Genomic DNA, 15,386 nt, shown 5'->3' with positions numbered 1-15,386 from the left:
GGTCCCCTGAAAAGAATCGACCGGAAGTCACAGGAGCCCGCAGAGGAACTCCACGAACAGTTGCACGTTTTTTGGCAGCATGCGCCCGACGAGCGTCTGCACCTCGATATGGCGCTCGCCGAGCCCGGGATCGCGGATCGGCACCGCGGCAATCTCGCCACGCGCGGCGCGATGCCGGATCGTGACCTCGGCCGCGATCGACACCGCGTCCGACGCCGCGACGAAATTGTGCAGCGACTCCGCATAATTGCTGACCATCACCGGTTCGAACACGAGACGCTGCTGGCTCGCGACGATGTCGAACAATTGCCTGATCGTCGTGTTCGTATCCGACAGCGCCAGCGGATACTCGCGCAGCTGCGCGAGGCTCACGCGCTCGAAACGCGCAAGCGGATGCGCGCGGCGCATCACCGCCACGACCGGTGCCGGGCTGCGATGCACGACCTTGATGTCGCCGTGCGTGGTCCGGCTGAAGGTCAGCCCGATGTCGACTTCCCCTTCGCGCACGCGCCGCATCACCTCCGCCGGAGCGCTGACCATGAGGTGAAAGTGAATGCCGGGATAGTCGGTCCGGAACGCCGCCATCGCCTGTGGCAGGAACTCGATCGCGCCGCCGTCCGATGACGCAATCCGGATCTTGCCGCGGCGCACGCCCTGCAACGCGTCGATGTCCTGCACGATCCGATCCGCCTCCAGCGCCAGCCGCGATGCATAGGCGGCGAGCAATTCGCCCGCCGCGGTCGCGACCATCCCGCGCGGCCGGCGCTCGAACAGCGGCGTGTCCAGCGCGCTCTCGAGTCCGGCGATCTGTCGGCTGATCGCCGACGCCGCCACGTTCAGCCGCACCGATGACTCGCTGATCGACCCGGTACGCACGACGTCGAGGAAGTAGCGCAACGCGGTTTCCTGCAGATGATGCTGTTTCATTCCCGATCCTTGCCGGCATGGCACTCTCGGCGCCGGCCGAACTCTTGCGACGACCACCTCGCTGCGCGCCACGTACCGGGGGCTCGAACCGCCGTTTTGCCGATTCGGCAACGCGAAGTTATTTATTCAATAATAGTCTCGGCAAAAATCTCCCGATAGTCTCGCTACCAGCATCCGACGTTCAACAGCGAAGTCCTGTTCCGGGGGGCGATTCATGAAGCTTCATGCTGGTCTGATCCGCAACGCAAGGCGTGCATTCGTATGCGTGTCCGCACTGCTCGGTACCGCGCACGCGGTTGCGGGCAAAGCGAACGATACACTCGTGTATGCATCGGATAGCGAAGTTGAAAATATTTCCGCGTATCACAACAATTTACGCGAAGGCGTGATTCTCGCTCACCTGATCTGGGACAACCTGATCTACGAGGATCCCACCACCGGCCAGCTCAAGCCCGAGCTGGCCACGTCGTGGAAATGGGAATCGCCGACCTCGCTGCTGGTCGATTTGCGCCACGATGTGAAGTTTCAGAACGGCGATCCTTTCAGCGCCGCCGACGTCGCATTCACATTCAACTTCATGAGTTCGCCGAACTCGAAGGTCGTGACCCGGCAAAACGTCGACTGGATCAAGCGTGCCGAGAAGGTTGGCGATTATCAGGTGCGCATTGTGCTGAAGGCGCCCTTCCCCGCCGCGCTCGAATATCTGGCCGGCCCGCTGCCGATCTACCCGGAAGCCTATTTCAACAGGGTCGGCCTGGAAGGCTTCAGCAAGGCGCCGATCGGCACCGGACCGTATCGCGTCACGTCGATCCAGCCCGGGGTCGGCGTGACACTCGCAAAGAACGCCGCCTATTTCAGCGGCAGTCCGCTCGGCCAGCCGAAGATCGGCATGCTGCGCTTCGTCGTGATCCCTGATCCGGAAACCCGTGCCGCACAACTGATGACCGGCGCGGTCGACTGGATCTGGCGCGTGCCGGCCGATCAGGCCCAGTCGTTGAAGGCCATGCCGAATCTGACGGTGGTCGGCGGCGAAACGATGCGCATTGGCTTCCTGACGATGGACGCCCAGGGAACCTCGGTGCCGAACTCGCCGTTCAAGGACGTGCGCGTACGCGAAGCCGTCAACCACGCGGTCAACCGCGCCGCCCTCGCGAAGGACCTCGTGCGTGGCGGCAGTCAGCCGATCCATGCGCCGTGCTTTCGCACACAATTCGGCTGCGACGCGAGCGTCGCGGTCAAATACAACTACGATCCGGCGAAGGCGCGTGCGCTGTTGAAGGATGCCGGCTACCCGAATGGCTTCGAGACCGACCTGTATGCATATCGCGAGCGCGACTACGCGGAAGCCATCATCGGCGACCTTCGCAAGGTCGGGATCGTTGCTCATCTGCACTACCTTCAATATGCGGCGCTGCGCACCGCGTATCGCGCCGGCAAGACGCCGATGACCTTCCAGGCCTGGGGTTCGTATTCGGTCAACGACGCGTCCGCGTCGCTCGGCGCGTTCTTCAAGGGCGGCCCCGACGACTCCGCGAAGGATCCGGGCGTGATGAAGGACATCGGCATCGCGGACGCATCGAACGATCCGGCCGAGCGCAAGGCCCGCTACGCCACCGCGCTCAAGCGCATCAGCGAGCAGGCGTACTGGGCGCCGCTGTTCTCGTACTCGACGAATTACGCATTCACGTCGGACCTGAAATTCCAGCCTTGGCCCGACGAACTGCCGCGTTTCTCGCAGGCGAGCTGGAAATAATCGGGCCCCGCCCCTTCACGTCACGGAGCCCGTCATGCTCTCCTACGTCGCACGCCGCTTCGCGCTCGCGCTCGCGGTGGCCTTCACGGTGTCGCTCGTCAGCTTCGCGCTGCTGCACTTGTCCGGCGATCTGGCCACTTCGATCGCGGGGCCCGAGGCGTCCGCGCAGCAAGTCGCGGAAATCCGCGCGCAGTACGGGCTCGACCGACCGCTCCCGGCGCAATATCTCGACTGGTTGTGGCGGGCGGTTCACCTGGATTTCGGCCGCTCGTTCTTCTTTCAGGACACGGTGATGGACCTGATCGGACAACGCCTGCCGATCACGCTGAAGCTCGGCGCGGTGTCGCTCGCGTTGGCGGTGGCGATCGCGATTCCGCTGGGCGTGCTCGCGGCGATTTTCCGCGACACGTGGATCGATCGCCTGTCGCTGTTCGTCGCGGTCGTCGGGCAGGCGATGCCGAGCTTCTGGTTCGGCCTCGCGCTGATTCTCGTGTTCTCGATCTGGCTGCGCTGGCTGCCGGTCGCGGGCAACGCGCAGTGGCAGAACTTCGTGCTGCCCGCAATCGCGCTCGGCTATTACGCGACGCCATCGATGATGCGCCTCACGCGCGCCGGGATGCTCGACGTGCTCGGCGCCGACTACATCCGCACCGCGCGCGCGAAAGGGCTCTCTCCCGCGCGCGTGATCTTCCGCCACGCGCTGCGCAACGCACTGATCCCGGTGGTCGCGCTCGCGGCCGTCGAGTTGGGCTTCATGCTCGGCGGCTCGGTCGTGATCGAATCGGTGTTCTCGCTGCAAGGCCTTGGTCAGCTCGCGTGGGACGCGATCGCGCGCAGCGACTTCCCGGTCGTGCAGGCAGTGGTGTTGCTGATCGCGATGTTCTACATCGGACTCACCTTTCTCGCCGACGTCGCGAACGCCGCGCTCGATCCGCGCCTGCGCGTGGGCTAACCCGAGGACCCAACTGATGACGACAGGACACTCTTCGTCACGCAGTGACGCAACCGCTGTCAACCTGTGCATGCCGGCACCCGCATGGCATCGGGTGCTGCGGCGCATCGTCGGCCATCGCGGCCTCTCGATCGGCGCGGCGCTGCTCGGCGCGATCGTGCTCGCCGCGCTGCTGGCGCCGTGGCTGGCGCCGCACGACCCGTATTCGCAGGACCTCGGCAGCCGGCTGATTCCACCGGTCTGGCACACGAACGGCGATTGGCAGCACCCGCTCGGCACCGACAAGCTCGGACGCGATTACCTGAGTCGACTGCTGTACGGCGCGCGCGTGTCGCTGACGATCGGTGTCGCGGCCGCCGCGCTGTCCGGCCTGATCGGTACGACGCTCGGCGTTCTCGCCGGCTACTTTGGCGGCCGCGTCGACAGCGTGATCAGCTACGTGCTCACGACGCGCCTCGCGATGCCGGTGATCCTGGTGGCGCTCGCGCTGTCGTCGCTGCTCGGCACGTCGCTGAGAACCGTGATCCTCCTGCTCGGTTTTCTGATCTGGGATCGCTTCGCAGTCGTATCGCGCTCGGTCACCCAGCAACTGCGCGACGCTGAATTCATCGCGGCCGCGAAGGCCGTCGGCGCGTCGACGCCGTACATCCTGCTGCGCGAGCTGCTGCCCAACATCGCGAACGCACTGATCGTCGTGCTGACGCTCGAAATGGCCCACGCGATCCTGCTCGAGGCCGCGCTGTCGTTTCTCGGTCTCGGCGTGCCGCCGCCGCTTCCTTCGTGGGGGCTGATGATCTCCGAAGGCAAGACGTACATGTTTTTCCAGCCGTGGGTCATCATCATTCCGGGCGTCGCGCTCGCGGTGCTCGTGCTCGCGATCAATCTCGTCGGGGACGGCCTGCGCGATCTGAACGCGCCCGACGGCCGCCATCATGGAGGAAACGGGCGATGAGTGCGCTGCTCGAAGTGCAACAGCTACAGGTGGAACTACCCACGCCGAACGGTCCGCTGCGCGCGGTGCGCGGTATCGACCTCGAGATCGCGCGCGGCGAGATGCTGTGCCTGGTCGGCGAATCCGGCTGCGGCAAGTCGATGACCTCGCTCGCGCTGATGGGACTGCTGCCGCGCCGCGCTCGCCGCACCGCGCAGCGGCTGCGGCTTGCCGGCGAGGATCTGGGCGCGCTTTCGGACCGCGACATGGCCAGGCTGCGCGGCAACCGGATCGCCATGATCTTCCAGGAGCCGATGACCTCGCTGAACCCGTCGCACACGCTCGGCAGCCAGCTCGTCGAGGCGCTGCGCCAACATCGCCGGGTAACGGCCGGCGAGGCCCGCGACCGCGCTGTCTATTTGCTCGAACGGACCGGCATGACGCACGCCGCGCAACGGCTCGGCCAATATCCCCACCAGCTTTCCGGCGGCCTGCGGCAGCGCGTGATGATTGCGATGGCGCTGATGTGCGAGCCCGAGCTGATCATCGCTGACGAGCCGACCACCGCGCTCGACGTGACGATCCAGGCGCAGATACTCACCATGCTGCGCGAGTTGCAGCAAGAGTTCGGCACCGCCGTGCTGTTCATCACGCACGACCTCGGCGTCGTCGCGCGCATCGCCGACCGGGTCGCCGTGATGTACGCGGGGCAAATCGTCGAGACCGCGCCGGTCGGATCCTTGTTCGCGCGGCCGGCACATCCGTATACGCGCGGCCTGCTGAACTGCATTCCGGTGCGCGGCCGGCAGCAGCCGGGCACGCACCTGAGCGCGATCCCGGGCGTCGTGCCTTCGCTGCTCGGCGAGCTGGCGGGCTGCGCGTTTGCGAACCGCTGCGCACACGCAGGCGATGCGTGCTCGCAAACGCCCCCTTACCTCGAAACCGGGGCCGGCCATCGAGTGCGCTGCCTGCTCGCCGCCGGGCCCGCGCCGATGCCGGCGGAGGTGCGGCAATGAACGACGCAATCGCCCTCGAACTCTGCTCGCTCGCGCGCACGTTCACGCTGCGGCGCGGCTGGTTCGGCCCGGCCACCGAGTTGCGCGCGGTCGACGACGTGTCGCTGCGGCTATATCGCGGCGAAACGCTCGGACTGGTCGGCGAATCGGGTTGCGGCAAGAGCACGCTCGCCAAGATGCTGCTCGGCCTGCTCGAGCCGACGGGCGGCAACGTGTTGATCGGTGGCAGGGAAATCGATCCGCGCGAACGGCGCGCGATGGCTCGCCGGATTCAGCCGATCTTCCAGGATCCGTACTCGTCATTGAACCCGCGCAAGACGATCGAGCAAATCGTCGGCCTGCCGCTGAAGCTGCACGGCGAACGCGATGCCGCCGCGCAGCGGGCCGAAGTCCGCAGGATGCTCGATCTCGTCGGGATGCCGGAGCGCACGCATGGCCAGTATCCAAGCCAGTTGTCCGGTGGCCAGCGGCAGCGCGTGGCAATTGCGCGCGCACTGATCCTGCGCCCGGACATCCTGATCTGCGACGAACCGACTTCCGCGCTGGACGTGTCGGTCCAGGCGCAGATCCTGAATCTGCTGCTCGACTTGAAGGCGGAATTCGGGCTCAGCTATCTGTTCATCAGCCACGACCTCGGCGTCGTCGAGCATCTGGCGGACCGCGTCGCCGTGATGTATCGCGGACAAATCGTCGAGCTCGCAGATCGGGAGACGATTTTCGAACGCCCCGCTCACCCGTACACGCGCCGACTGTTGTCGTCGGCGCTCACGCCCGAGCCCGGCCTCGGGATTCCGAAACTTGCGCCCCTTCTTCCCACGAACTGACCGAGGATTTTCTTCATGAGCCGCAAGCAAGCCATTGCATACGCAACGGGGTATTTCGACGACGGCAGTTTCCGGCAAGTTTTGAGCGAACGCGTCGCGCACCGAACCGAAAGCCAGTCGAAAAACAGCCTGCCCGCGCTGCAGGCCTATCTTGACGAGAATCTGATTCCCGCATTCGAAGCGCTTGGCTTCACGTGCCGCTGCGTCGCCAACCCGGTACCGGGATGCGGCCCGTTCCTGCTTGCCGAGCGAATCGAGGATTCGACCGCCCTCACGCTGCTCACGTATGGGCACGGCGACGTCGTCCACGGCTACGACGCCCAGTGGCAGGCCGGCCTCGCGCCGTGGCGGCTGAGCGTCGATGGCGACCGCTGGTACGGCCGGGGGACTGCTGACAACAAGGGACAGCACACGATCAATCTTGCCGCGCTGGCGCAGGTGTTGCGCGCGCGTGGCGGCAAGCTCGGCTACAACGTGAAGGCGATCATCGAGATGGGCGAGGAAGCTGGATCGCCAGGCTTGGCCCAGATGTGCGAAATCAATCACGATGCGTTACGCGCCGACCTGTTCATCGCATCCGACGGGCCGCGCGTGAGCGCCGAGCGCCCGACGCTCTTCATGGGTTCGCGCGGCAGCGCGAACTTCACGCTGTCGGTGGAATTGCGCGACGGAGCACATCACTCCGGCAACTGGGGCGGGCTGCTGCGCAGTCCCGGGATCCGACTCGCGAACGCGCTGGCGTCGATCGTCGACGCGCGCGGGCAGATTCGTATCGACGGCCTGCGTCCACCGCCGATTCCGCCGAGCGTGCGCGCCGCACTCGCGTCGCTGTCCGTCGGCGGCGGCTCGAACGATCCGGCCATCGACCCCGACTGGGGCGAGGAAAGCCTCACGCCGGTCGAGCGGGTATTCGGCTGGAACAGCTTCGAGGTGTTGGCGTTCAAGACCGGCAACCCGGAAAGTCCAGCCAATGCGATCCCCGGACACGCATACGCGCATTGCCAGATGCGTTTCGTGGTCGGCAGCGATGCCGCCCATTTTCTCACTCACTTGCGTGCCCATCTGGATGCGAACGGCTTTACCGACGTGCAGGTGTCCCCGTACACGAGCTTCATGGCGGCGACGCGCCTCGACCCGGACGACCCGTGGGTCGAATGGGGCGTGCACTCGATCGCTGCGACGCTCGGCGTGGCGCCTGCGCTACTGCCGAATCTCGGCGGCTCGCTGCCCAACGACGTGTTCGCCGACATTCTGGGCCTGCCGACGCTGTGGGTGCCGCACTCGTACCCGGCCTGTTCGCAGCACGCGCCGAACGAGCATCTGCTCGGCAGCATCGCACGAGAGGGCCTGCAAATCATGGCGGGACTGTTCTGGGACCTCGGCGAAGCAGGCCAGCGGCGGCCGCTCACGAATACCGCGTCGCAAGCGGCCGAAACTACGCGCGAGGATTCCGCGTATCGATAAGCTGAAAAAAGCGGAACGATGACGTGGGCGATGAGACGGGGATGCTCCCCCGCCGGCTCACGCATGGCGCGACGGGTCCTTGCCGGAATGCGCCGATCGTGCGGGCGGGCGACGCCAGGCCGGCCGCCCATCCCGCCCTTCGATCCCTCGATCCCGTTCCAGTCAGAACTTATGCCGGATCCCCGCATGCACCATCAACTGCTTCGACGTCGACGACAGATCGGCCGCCCCCGGGACATACGCCTGATCGAGCGACGAGCCGGTCGCGTCGCCGGCAACCCGCTGGTACGCGCCCATCAGATAGACGTCGGTGCGCTTCGACAGGTTGTAGTCGGCCATCAGCCCGATCGAATGGATCTTCGGTCTCGCCCTGCCGGTGGTCGCTTCATAACGCACGGTCGTATACACATACTGCGCGCCCACGAAGAACGCCGGCGTGAACTGGTATTTACCGTTCACTTCGAAGTTCTGGTATTTGATCGCCGTGACCGTGCCGCCCGCGAGCGGCCCGGTGACGGGTTCGATCGTCTCGTCGCCGAACAGGTAGCCGACGTTCGCGGTCGGCCGCGTGACGTTGCTGTTGGTATACGCGAACCCGACCGTCGCGGGCCCTGCCGTGTAATTGACGCCCGCCCCGAAAATCCGCAGCCGCGCCGACGCGAAGTTCGCATCCGCGCCGACCGACCCCGAGCCCGCGATCGCACCGCCGGCCGTCGCGCCCGGGTTGTCCGCGTTCAGGAACGCCGCGCCGACGAGCAGGCCGCCCTGCTCGTACTGCGCACCGACGCTCCACTGCCGGTTGTTCGCGAACCCGGTGTCGTTGCTGAAGCTGTACGTGCCGCCGAACGAGAAGCCGGCAAAATCCGGGCTCGCATACTTGACCGTATTGTTCACGCGGAACGTGTTGCCGGTGTTGTCGTTGTCGAGCGGATGCGAGAACGGATAGGTGCCCCAACTGCCGTTCGCGGTCGTCGGCGCGAGATAGTCGACGACCGAGTCGTATTGCCGGCCGAGCGTGAGCGTGCCGAAGCGCGTGCTGCCGAGCCCGACGTAAGCCTGCCGCCCGAACATGCGGCCGCCCTGCGCGAGCGTGCCGCTGTTCACGTTGAAGCCGCTCTCGATCTGGAACAGCGCGCTGTAGCCGCCGCCGAGATCCTCGGTGCCCTTCAGCCCCCAGCGGCTGCCCTGCGCGAAGCCGCTCGCCATCTGCCAATCGCTGTGGCCGTCGACGTTGTTCGTATAGTCGATGCCCGCATCGATCAACCCGTACAACGTGACGCTGCTTTGCGCAAACGCCGGTGCCGCGCACAGTGCCGGCATCGCGACGAAAAACAATCTCCAGTTCATTCGTTTTCCTTATTGATTTGGCGATTCCCACTCGCTCGCTACGCTGCGGTTCGGCTTACTTCGTGCCGTAGATGTCGAAGTCGAAGTACTTGCGGTTGATCCGCTGATACGTGCCGTTCGCGAGGATCGTCGCCAGCGCGCGGTTGAACTCGTCGCGCAGCTCGGTGTCCTGCTTGCGCAGCCCGAGGCCGTCGCCCTGTCCGAAGTACTTCGCATCGTCGATCGCCGCGCCGACGAACATGAAATCCTTGCCCTGCGGCTTCTTCAGGAAGCCGTCGCTGGCCGCGATCGACGCCTGGAACGCCGCGTCGAGCCGCCCGCTCACGAGATCGGCATAGACCTGGTCCTGGTTCTGGTACGACTCGATCTGCACGCCGGCCGGCTGCCAGTTCGCGATCGCATAGTCGGCCTGCGCGGAACCCTGCTCGACGCCGACCCGCTTGCCCTTCAGCGACGCGGCCGTCGGCAGCAGCGGCGAACCCTTGCGCGCGACCAGCCGCGCCGGCGCGTTCGAGATCCGGTTCGTGAACGCGATCTGCTGCATCCGCTTCGGCGTGATCGTCATCGACGACGCGATCACGTCGAACTTGCGCGCGAGCAGCCCCGGAATCATCCCGTCGAAACTCGACTCGACCCACACGCAGCGCGCATGCAGCTCCGCGCACAACGCGTTCGTGATGTCGATCCCGAAGCCGGTCAGCGTGCCGTCGGGCTGCTTGTATTCGAGCGGCGGATAGGTGGGATCGACCGCGAGGCGAATCTCCTTGCCCGTCCAGTCTCCGGCATGCGCGGCGCCTGCCACCGTCGTTGCCGTCAGCGCCACCGCGAGCGCCGCCATCCATTGTTTCATTGCCAGTCTCCTTGTTGCCGTCGTTGAAAGTGAATCGAATCGGTCCGGCCGCGTCACGCGAGGTAGCGCTCGGCGAGCGCGATCCAGTAACTTGCGCCCGTCGCGAGGCACGCATCGTTGAAATCGTAGCCGGGGTTGTGCAGCCCGCAGCCGGCCGCGCCGTCGCCGTTGCCGATCGACAGGTAGCTGCCCGGGCACGCGTCGAGCATGAACGCGAAATCCTCGCTCGCCGCGATCGGCCGCAGATGCGGAATCAGCGCGTCGTCGCCGCCCCATTCGCGCGCGACATCGCGCGCGAACGCCGTTTCCGCCGCGTGATTCACGAGCACCGGATAACCGTGGCGATAGTCGATCTCGGCCGTAGCACCATAGCTGTCGGCCTGGCCGTGCACGATCGCGCGAATGCGCCGTTCGAGCAGCGCGCGCACGTCCGGCGACAGCGCCCGCACGCTCAGATCGAGATCCGCATGCGGCGGAATCACGTTCGATGCGGTGCCCGCGTGGATCGAGCCGGTCGTGACGATCGCCAGTTCCTGCGGATTGACGTTGCGCGACACGACCGTCTGCAGCGCCATCACGATCGACGCGCAGACGACCACCGGATCGATCGTCGTATGCGGCGCCGCGCCGTGGCCGCCGCGGCCGGTCACGCGCACGCGCACCTCGTCGGCCGACGCCATCGCCGGGCCGTCGCAGAAGCCGAGCACGCCGGCCGGCAGGCCCGGAACGTTATGCATCGCGAACACGGCATCGCACGGGAATTGCGTAAACAGCCCGTCGTCGAGCATCCGTTTCGCGCCGCCGAGCCCTTCCTCCGCCGGCTGGAAAATCAGGTTCAGCGTGCCGCTGAAGCGCCCGCGCTGCGCGATGCAACGGGCGGCGGCGAGCAGCATCGCCGTATGGCCGTCGTGGCCGCACGCGTGCATCACGCCGTCGTGCCGGCTCGCATGCGGCAGCCCGGTCGTTTCGCGGATCGGCAGCGCATCCATGTCCGCGCGCAGCCCGAGCCGCTTCCCCGCGCCGCGCGTGAGCGTGCCGACCACGCCGGTACCGCCGAGGCCGCGCGTGACCCGATAACCCCATGTTGTCAGGCAATCGGCGACGAGCCCGCTCGTCGCGTGTTCGTCGAAACCGAGTTCCGGATGGGCATGCAGCCGGCGGCGCAGCGCGATCATCTCCGTCTCGATGGCCGCCATTTCTGGCGCAATACGTGCTCGATCCAACCCCGTTACTCCTCTCCAGGTGCCGCGTGGCGACTGCCGGAATGGCAGGTCGTGGGCAAGATCGTAGGCAGCGAAAAAGTCGGCGAACAGCCGCAGTTTCGTTATGATGACAACCTTTCGTTGTCGGCCATCACACCCTTTCGCACCCTTTCGCACCATGAGCACGATCAAGCTGCATCAGTTGCAGGCGCTCGTCGCGAGCGCGGAGGCCGGGAGCATCCGCGGCGCGGCACGCACGCTCGGGCTGTCGCAGGCGGCCGTCACGCGTGCGCTGCGCGAGCTGGAGGCCAGCGAGCGCCTGCCGCTGCTGGTGCGCGCGCCGGAAGGCATCGGCTTCACCGAATACGGGAAGACCCTGCTCACGCACGCGAAACTCGTGCTCAAGCAGCTCGAGCACGCGCAAAGCGATCTCGAACGGATGCGCGGGCGTGTCGAGGGGCGGCTGAGCGTCGGCGTCACGCCGTGGCTGACGATGACCTTCCTCGCGGAAACCGTGCTGCAGTTTCGCGAGCGGATGCCCGACGTGCGCCTCGAACTGTACGAAGCGCTGATGGCCGTCGCGCAACCGCTGCTGCGCGACGGCAGCATGGATTTCGCGCTCGGCCACGTGCAGGCCGGCAGCGGCGCGCAGGAGTTCGCATTCGAGCCGCTGCTGCGCTACGAGACGTCGGTGATGGTGCGCGCCGGGCATCCGCGCGAACGCGCGACGTCGGTGCACGACCTGCTCGATTGCGACTGGGTGCTGAATTCGTCGGCCGACGGCCAGGCCGCGCTCGTCGACTACCTGTTCACGCGGCACGGCGCGCAGATCGACGAACGGCGCATCGTGCGCGCGCAGTCGGTCGCGATGCTGCAGACGATGCTCGAGCAGGCCGGCATGTGCACATGGTGCCCGACGATCCTCGCGGCGGTGCCGCCGTTCGGCGAGCGGATGCGCGTGCTGTCGCTGAAGGAAACCTTCGAGCCGAGCGAACTCGGCGTCGTCACGCGCCGCAGCAGCACGCTGAGCGACGCCGCGCGCTGCTTCATCGACTGCCTGCTGCAGGTGATCCGGCGGCATGCGCGCTCGGCGCGCAAGGACGATCTCGCGCTGTTCCGCACGCTGTCGCTGCTGATCTGACACCGATCGCGCGCCGGCATCGGGAACCCTGCCGCCGCCGACCCTGCGGCATCCGGGCACGACCGGGTATACCTCCGGCACCGCATTGTTCTATACTGCCCCCCAGTATCCGGAAACCACGATCCCATGCCGCATTCCCCCGCAGAGAAGAAACGCGTCCTGACTCGCGTGCGCCGTGTCCGCGGGCAGCTGAATGCGCTCGAGCAGGCGCTCGAGGAAGGCGCCGACTGTGGTCCGGTACTGCAGCAGCTGGCGGCGATCCGCGGCGCGATCAACGGCGTGATGGCCGGCGTGCTCGAAAGCCATCTGCGCGAGGAATTCACCCAGCTCGCGGAGGCCCCGCGGCCTGCTTCCGAATCGATCGACGATATCGTGACCCTCGTCCGGTCCTATCTGCGCTGACCGGCGCAGGATCGTCGACGCTCCGCTCCATTCGATGATTTTTTCAACAGGATTGTCATGAAATCACGTGCCGCAGTTGCGTTTGAAGCGGGTAAGCCGCTCCAGATCGTCGAAATCGACGTCGAACCGCCCCGCAAGGGCGAAGTGCTCGTCAAGATCACCCATACCGGTGTCTGTCACACCGACGCCTTCACGCTGTCGGGCGACGATCCCGAAGGCCTCTTCCCGGCCGTGCTGGGTCATGAAGGCGCCGGCATCGTGGTGGAAGTCGGCGAAGGCGTGACCAGCGTCAAACCCGGCGACCACGTCATTCCGCTCTACACCGCCGAATGCGGCGAGTGCCTGTTCTGCAAGAGCGGCAAGACCAACCTGTGCGTGTCGGTGCGCGCCACCCAGGGCAAGGGCGTGATGCCCGACGGCACCACGCGGTTCAGCTACAACGGCCAGCCGATCTATCACTACATGGGCTGCTCGACGTTCAGCGAATACACCGTCGTCGCCGAAGTGTCGCTCGCGAAGATCAACCCGGACGCGAACCCCGAGCAGGTTTGCCTGCTGGGCTGCGGCGTCACGACGGGCCTCGGCGCGGTGAAGAACACGGCGAAGGTGCAGGAAGGCGACACCGTGGCCGTGTTCGGCCTCGGCGGCATCGGCCTCGCGGTGATCCAGGGCGCCAAGCTCGCGAAGGCCGGCCGCATCATCGCGATCGACACCAACCCCGGCAAGTTCGACCTCGCGCGCGTGTTCGGCGCGACCGACTGCGTGAACCCGAAGGATCACGAAAAGCCCATCCAGCAGGTGATCGTCGAAATGACCGGCTGGGGCGTCGACCACAGCTTCGAGTGCATCGGCAACGTCAACGTGATGCGCGCCGCGCTCGAATGCGCGCACCGCGGCTGGGGCCAGTCGGTGGTCATCGGCGTCGCCGGCGCCGGCCAGGAAATCTCGACGCGCCCGTTCCAGCTCGTCACCGGTCGCCGCTGGCTGGGCACGGCATTCGGCGGCGTCAAGGGCCGCTCCGAACTGCCGGGCATGGTCGAGGAAGCGATGGCCGGCACGATCCAGCTGGCACCGTTCGTCACGCACACGAAGCCGCTCACCGGCATCAACGAAGCGTTCGACCTGATGCACGAAGGCAAGTCCATCCGGACCGTCGTGCATTTCTGAACCACACGCGAGGAAGCCGGTTGCCGCAACCGGCCCGTTTGCGCGCGTGCGCCGGCAAGCCGCATCGCTTGGCCGGCGCGATGCATGCTCCAACCCCCATCCTCTGTCCAGCCGGTAACGATCGCCGTTGCGTGATCCGTCGCCCGGCGCGCGACTCGGCTTTCGACCGCGAGCCTGTGTCGCGGCTGCCCCGTCAGCACCGCACGCGCCGCATCCGGAGCGTGGCCGACGGCGATTCCCCGAACGCGCGCTTGTAGTCGATCGCGAACCGTCCGAGGTGCGCGAAGCCCCATTTCAGCGCGATGTCCGTCACCGACGCGAGCCCCGATGTCGCATCGTCGAGCAGTTCGTCGCGCACACGTTGCATCCGCAACTGGCGCACGAATGCCATCGGCGTGATGCCGTGGCGATTGCGGAAGCCGGCGAACAGCGTGCTCGGGCTGACGCCCGCGAGTTCGGCGAGCCGTTCGATCGTCAGCGGCTCGTCCAGATGCGCGCGGATGTATTCCTCGACGCGCCGCACGTAGAACGGCGCGAGCGGCGCCGGTGCGTGGCGCGTGCCGTTGCGCGCGGTGTTCGGGTGGCCGTACAGCAACAGGTTGAGCAGCGTGGATTCGAGTTGCTCGAACGCGAGCGGATGGCGCAGCGGATGCCCGTCCGTCGCGATCGCGTCGGCCAGCATCGGCAGCATCTGTGCGAGGCACGCGCCCTGCTGCGACGACAGGCTGAATTCCGGCTCGAACTCCACCGGCGCGCGCCGCTCGTCGCCGAAATGCCGCTGCGCATGCCGCTCCATCACCTCGCGCTCGATCCGCAGGATCACTTGCGGGCACGCCTCGCCCCACCGCATCCTGAGCGACAGCGTCGGCGACAGCAGCGACGCGGTGTCGGGCGACGACACGAAGCGCGTCGCGCCGCACTCGATCTCGGCGTCGCCGCGCAGCGGAATCTGCAACAGATAGAAGTGCTCGAGCGGCCCGGGTTCGATCGACACCTCGCCGCCGTAGTCGAGCAGATTCAGCGACAGGTTGCCCCAGCGAGCATGGTGCATGCGGCTGTGCAGCGCGCGCGAATCGCCGGTCAGCGTAAGCCGGTGCGGCTTGAACACGTCCGCTACCCGCGCGCGCACCTCGTCGAGATCATCCGACTGCAGCAGCAGCGTGTCGTGATTGAAACAGGCGGCGTCACCCAGCCAGCCCGCTCCGGAAAATTGCCCCATCGAAGTTCTCCCGTCGTGCTCGATCGCACTTGCGCTGTGCACGCGTTCCCGATTCCGGGGAATCCCGTCGCACGATCCGGATAGCGGCCGGAGTATCCGGACAGTCCGCCTCGTTACACTACGCAAGCCCTGCGCACCCGATGCAAGAAGCGGACCGTTCGCGCATCGTAGAAAACTGTGCGGCGCTTCCG

Annotated in this window: 14 protein-coding genes; 9 read left to right on the top strand and 5 right to left on the bottom strand. The window is 66.5% G+C overall.

The window, feature by feature from the left end; genetic code table 11:
- Positions 1-27 precede the first annotated feature (27 nt).
- Positions 28-927: a LysR family transcriptional regulator gene (locus tag NQV17_RS24885; protein ID WP_257774266.1), complete on the bottom strand. Its 900-nt coding sequence runs from the start codon at positions 925-927 to the stop codon at positions 28-30.
- Between the two features lie 214 nt (positions 928-1,141).
- Here NQV17_RS24885 and NQV17_RS24880 point away from each other — a divergent pair, with 214 nt between their 5' ends.
- Genes NQV17_RS24880 through NQV17_RS24855 form a run of 6 tightly spaced genes read left to right on the top strand, consistent with a single transcriptional unit; the run spans position 1,142 to position 7,867 of the window.
- The gene (locus NQV17_RS24880; protein ID WP_257774265.1) at positions 1,142-2,680 is read left to right on the top strand and encodes an ABC transporter substrate-binding protein; all 1,539 of its coding nucleotides are present in this window, start codon (positions 1,142-1,144) and stop codon (positions 2,678-2,680) included.
- A 34-nt stretch (positions 2,681-2,714) separates the two neighbouring features.
- Positions 2,715-3,632: an ABC transporter permease gene (locus NQV17_RS24875; RefSeq protein WP_257774264.1), complete on the top strand. Its 918-nt coding sequence runs from the start codon at positions 2,715-2,717 to the stop codon at positions 3,630-3,632.
- 16 nt (positions 3,633-3,648) lie between these two features.
- Positions 3,649-4,584, top strand: a complete 936-nt coding sequence (locus NQV17_RS24870; RefSeq protein ID WP_257774263.1) for an ABC transporter permease — start codon at positions 3,649-3,651, stop codon at positions 4,582-4,584.
- Positions 4,581-5,579: an ABC transporter ATP-binding protein gene (locus NQV17_RS24865; protein ID WP_257774262.1), complete on the top strand. Its 999-nt coding sequence runs from the start codon at positions 4,581-4,583 to the stop codon at positions 5,577-5,579. The genes NQV17_RS24870 and NQV17_RS24865 overlap by 4 nt, the downstream gene beginning before the upstream one ends.
- Positions 5,576-6,403 (top strand): ATP-binding cassette domain-containing protein, encoded by an 828-nt coding sequence (locus tag NQV17_RS24860; protein ID WP_257774261.1) that lies wholly within the window; start codon positions 5,576-5,578, stop codon positions 6,401-6,403. Before NQV17_RS24865 ends, NQV17_RS24860 begins: the two co-directional genes overlap by 4 nt.
- A gap of 15 nt (positions 6,404-6,418) precedes the next feature.
- The gene (locus NQV17_RS24855) at positions 6,419-7,867 is read left to right on the top strand and encodes a M20 family metallopeptidase (RefSeq protein ID WP_257774260.1); all 1,449 of its coding nucleotides are present in this window, start codon (positions 6,419-6,421) and stop codon (positions 7,865-7,867) included.
- A 162-nt stretch (positions 7,868-8,029) separates the two neighbouring features.
- Here NQV17_RS24855 and NQV17_RS24850 read toward each other — a convergent pair whose 3' ends face one another.
- From NQV17_RS24850 to NQV17_RS24840, 3 genes are read right to left on the bottom strand one after another with little or no spacing between them, the layout of a single operon-like run.
- On the bottom strand, positions 8,030-9,214 hold the full coding sequence (locus NQV17_RS24850) for a porin (RefSeq protein ID WP_257774259.1): 1,185 nt from the start codon (positions 9,212-9,214) through the stop codon (positions 8,030-8,032).
- Between the two features lie 55 nt (positions 9,215-9,269).
- The gene (locus NQV17_RS24845; RefSeq protein WP_257774258.1) at positions 9,270-10,064 is read right to left on the bottom strand and encodes an ABC transporter substrate-binding protein; all 795 of its coding nucleotides are present in this window, start codon (positions 10,062-10,064) and stop codon (positions 9,270-9,272) included.
- A 53-nt stretch (positions 10,065-10,117) separates the two neighbouring features.
- On the bottom strand, positions 10,118-11,287 hold the full coding sequence (locus NQV17_RS24840; protein WP_257774257.1) for a M20 aminoacylase family protein: 1,170 nt from the start codon (positions 11,285-11,287) through the stop codon (positions 10,118-10,120).
- Between the two features lie 157 nt (positions 11,288-11,444).
- On the opposite strand from NQV17_RS24840, the gene NQV17_RS24835 reads away from it, so the two are divergent.
- The 3 genes from NQV17_RS24835 to NQV17_RS24825 all read left to right on the top strand — a co-directional run bounded on the left by NQV17_RS24835 (position 11,445) and on the right by NQV17_RS24825 (position 13,976).
- Positions 11,445-12,407: a LysR substrate-binding domain-containing protein gene (locus NQV17_RS24835; RefSeq protein ID WP_124487303.1), complete on the top strand. Its 963-nt coding sequence runs from the start codon at positions 11,445-11,447 to the stop codon at positions 12,405-12,407.
- A gap of 126 nt (positions 12,408-12,533) precedes the next feature.
- Positions 12,534-12,809, top strand: a complete 276-nt coding sequence (gene frmR / locus NQV17_RS24830) for a formaldehyde-responsive transcriptional repressor FrmR (RefSeq protein WP_044844290.1) — start codon at positions 12,534-12,536, stop codon at positions 12,807-12,809.
- Between the two features lie 57 nt (positions 12,810-12,866).
- Positions 12,867-13,976 (top strand): S-(hydroxymethyl)glutathione dehydrogenase/class III alcohol dehydrogenase, encoded by a 1,110-nt coding sequence (locus NQV17_RS24825; RefSeq protein WP_257774256.1) that lies wholly within the window; start codon positions 12,867-12,869, stop codon positions 13,974-13,976.
- Between the two features lie 193 nt (positions 13,977-14,169).
- Here the strand turns inward: NQV17_RS24825 and NQV17_RS24820 are convergent, their stop codons facing one another.
- Positions 14,170-15,195: an AraC family transcriptional regulator gene (locus tag NQV17_RS24820; protein WP_257774255.1), complete on the bottom strand. Its 1,026-nt coding sequence runs from the start codon at positions 15,193-15,195 to the stop codon at positions 14,170-14,172.
- Positions 15,196-15,386 lie beyond the last annotated feature (191 nt).

Source organism: Burkholderia sp. SCN-KJ (genome assembly GCF_024656005.1).
Taxonomy (GTDB): Bacteria; Pseudomonadota; Gammaproteobacteria; order Burkholderiales; family Burkholderiaceae; genus Burkholderia.
The sequence above is the reverse complement of the archived record's forward strand: the minus strand, read 5'-3'. Positions and strand labels throughout refer to the sequence as shown.

Bases quoted from the DNA above. Each gene is read 5' to 3' on its own strand.
- NQV17_RS24850 (WP_257774259.1), bottom strand. From the start codon at position 9,214: ATGAACTGGAGATTGTTTTTCGTCGCGATGCCGGCACTGTGCGCGGCA.
- NQV17_RS24875 (WP_257774264.1), top strand. From the start codon at position 2,715: ATGCTCTCCTACGTCGCACGCCGCTTCGCGCTCGCGCTCGCGGTGGCC.
- NQV17_RS24885 (WP_257774266.1), bottom strand. From the start codon at position 927: ATGAAACAGCATCATCTGCAGGAAACCGCGTTGCGCTACTTCCTCGAC.
- NQV17_RS24820 (WP_257774255.1), bottom strand. From the start codon at position 15,195: ATGGGGCAATTTTCCGGAGCGGGCTGGCTGGGTGACGCCGCCTGTTTC.
- NQV17_RS24825 (WP_257774256.1), top strand. From the start codon at position 12,867: ATGAAATCACGTGCCGCAGTTGCGTTTGAAGCGGGTAAGCCGCTCCAG.
- NQV17_RS24835 (WP_124487303.1), top strand. From the start codon at position 11,445: ATGAGCACGATCAAGCTGCATCAGTTGCAGGCGCTCGTCGCGAGCGCG.
- NQV17_RS24865 (WP_257774262.1), top strand. From the start codon at position 4,581: ATGAGTGCGCTGCTCGAAGTGCAACAGCTACAGGTGGAACTACCCACG.
- NQV17_RS24870 (WP_257774263.1), top strand. From the start codon at position 3,649: ATGACGACAGGACACTCTTCGTCACGCAGTGACGCAACCGCTGTCAAC.
- NQV17_RS24845 (WP_257774258.1), bottom strand. From the start codon at position 10,064: ATGAAACAATGGATGGCGGCGCTCGCGGTGGCGCTGACGGCAACGACG.
- frmR (WP_044844290.1), top strand. From the start codon at position 12,534: ATGCCGCATTCCCCCGCAGAGAAGAAACGCGTCCTGACTCGCGTGCGC.
- NQV17_RS24880 (WP_257774265.1), top strand. From the start codon at position 1,142: ATGAAGCTTCATGCTGGTCTGATCCGCAACGCAAGGCGTGCATTCGTA.
- NQV17_RS24860 (WP_257774261.1), top strand. From the start codon at position 5,576: ATGAACGACGCAATCGCCCTCGAACTCTGCTCGCTCGCGCGCACGTTC.
- NQV17_RS24855 (WP_257774260.1), top strand. From the start codon at position 6,419: ATGAGCCGCAAGCAAGCCATTGCATACGCAACGGGGTATTTCGACGAC.